The sequence below is a fragment of the Ruegeria sp. YTSB088 genome (assembly GCF_059609825.1).
In genome coordinates, this window is record NZ_JBXWMM010000032.1 from 1 (window position 1) to 1,775 (window position 1,775).

Consider the following 1,775-nt stretch of genomic DNA (forward strand, 5'->3'; position numbering starts at 1 on the left):
CCTGATCTTTCATTTCGTCGGCTGAGATTCCGGCGACTGCGACGGGTTTTTTCATTGCGTCGCGGCGGAAGGGTTCGCCGAGTTCCTGGTTGATCAGGGCCTCGATCAGCGTGGTGATGCCGTTCTTCTGGTCCTCGATCGCCTGGTTCAGCGCCGCGGTCAGCTCGTCCTGGGTGCGGGCAACGACGCCCTTCAGACCACAGGCCTGCGCAATACCGGCGTAAGACACTTTGGTGTCCAGCTCGGTGCCCACGAAGTTGTCGTCAAACCACAGGGTCGAGTTGCGCTTTTCCGCGCCCCACTGATAGTTGCGGAAGACGATCTGGGTCACGGCAGGCCATTCCTCGCGGCCGATCGCGGTCAGTTCGTTCACCGCGATGCCGAATGCACCATCACCGGCAAAGCCCACAACCGGAACGTCCGGGCAGCCGATCTTGGCGCCGACGATGGCGGGCAGCCCATAGCCGCAGGGGCCGAACAGGCCCGGCGCCAGGTACTTGCGGCCCTCTTCAAACGACGGATAGGCGTTGCCGATGGCGCAGTTGTTGCCGATATCGGACGAGATGATCGCCTCTTTCGGCAGCGCCGCCTGAATCGCGCGCCACGCCATGCGCGGGCTCATCCAGTCCGGCTTGGCGTCACGGGCGCGCTGGTTCCAGGTGGTGCCCGGATCGTCATCCTCGTGGGTCATCGAGGTCAGCTCCTGCGCCCAGGCGGATTTTTTCTGCGCAATGCGTTCCTTGCGCTCCTTGCGGCCTTCGTCACCGGCGGTGTCGCTCAGCTGGGCCAGAATGCCTTGGGCCACCTTGGCCGCATCACCGACGATACCGACGGTGACAGTTTTGGTCAGGCCGATGCGGTCGGGGTTGATGTCGACCTGGATGATCTTGGCATTCGCCGGCCAGTATTCCATGCCATAGCCCGGCAGGGTCGAGAACGGGTTCAGACGGGTGCCAAGACACAGAACAACATCAGCCTCGCTGATCAGCTCCATCCCGGCCTTCGAACCGTTATAGCCCAGAGGGCCGGCAAACAGCGGGTGGTTGCCGGGGAAGGCGTCGTTGTGCTGATAGCCGACGCAGACCGGCGCATTCAGACGCTCGGCCAGTGCCTTCGACGCCTCGATCCCGCCCTTGGACAGGACAACGCCCGCACCGTTCAGGATAACGGGGTTCTTGGCGTTCGACAGCAGCTCGGCCGCCTGTGCCACGGCGGTTTCGCCGCCCGAGGGGCGTTCGAAATCGACGATGGCGGGCAGATCAACATCGATCACCTGAGTCCACATATCACGCGGGATGTTCAGCTGAGCCGGCGCGCTGGCGCGCTTGGCCTGCATGATCACACGGTTCAGAACCTCGCAGACGCGGGTCGGGTCGCGGACCTCTTCCTGATAGGCGACCATGTCCTCGAACAGCTTCATCTGCTCGACTTCCTGGAAGCCGCCCTGACCGATGGTCTTGTTCGCCGCCTGCGGCGTCACCAGCAGCAGCGGGGTGTGGTTCCAGTAAGCCGTCTTCACGGCGGTCACGAAATTGGTGATGCCGGGGCCGTTCTGCGCGATCATCATCGACATCTTGCCGGTCGCTCGGGTGTAGCCATCCGCCATCATCCCCGCACTGCCTTCATGCGCACAGTCCCAGAACATGATCCCGGCCTTCGGGAACAAATCAGAGATCGGCATCATCGCAGATCCAATGATCCCAAACGCATGCTCAATCCCGTGCATCTGCAGAACCTTAACAAACGCCTCTTCCGTCGTCATCTTCATGTGGGTG

The 1,775-nt window shown here is 62.5% G+C and carries 1 protein-coding gene; it reads right to left on the reverse strand.

From position 1 onward, the window contains the following. A partial coding sequence (gene xsc, locus AC2FFA_RS22505; RefSeq protein ID WP_496853306.1) for a sulfoacetaldehyde acetyltransferase occupies positions 1–1,768 on the reverse strand: 1,768 nt, incomplete at its 3' end. Positions 1,769–1,775 lie beyond the last annotated feature (7 nt).